At 31.6% G+C, this 234-nt stretch carries 1 pseudogene; it reads right to left on the minus strand.

Features of this window, described 5'->3' with window-relative positions:
- Positions 1-234 (minus strand): annotated as a pseudogene (locus ELQ11_RS09860) (hemerythrin family non-heme iron protein); the annotation flags it as partial.

Raw genomic sequence — 234 nt, forward strand, 5'->3', positions numbered from 1 at the left:
ATATAGGAAAGAAAGTGATTTGTTCTACAAGGGCAAGAATAGATAAAATCGTATTCTTTTTTGATTTGAGGAGGGCTTGGATTTGGATTGTTTTCATATTGTTTTTCTTGTTGAAGATCCTCTTGTTGAAGTTTTTCTAGCTCTTCTTCTTGTTTGGCTAATAATTGCTCTGAAAGCCAATTTCCTATCATAACATCATGATGTAAAATATGTTCTAATAGCCAATCTGACATT

This window comes from Campylobacter sp. US50a (assembly GCF_004379015.1).
In the GTDB taxonomy this organism is placed as follows: Bacteria; Campylobacterota; Campylobacteria; order Campylobacterales; family Campylobacteraceae; genus Campylobacter_D; species Campylobacter_D jejuni.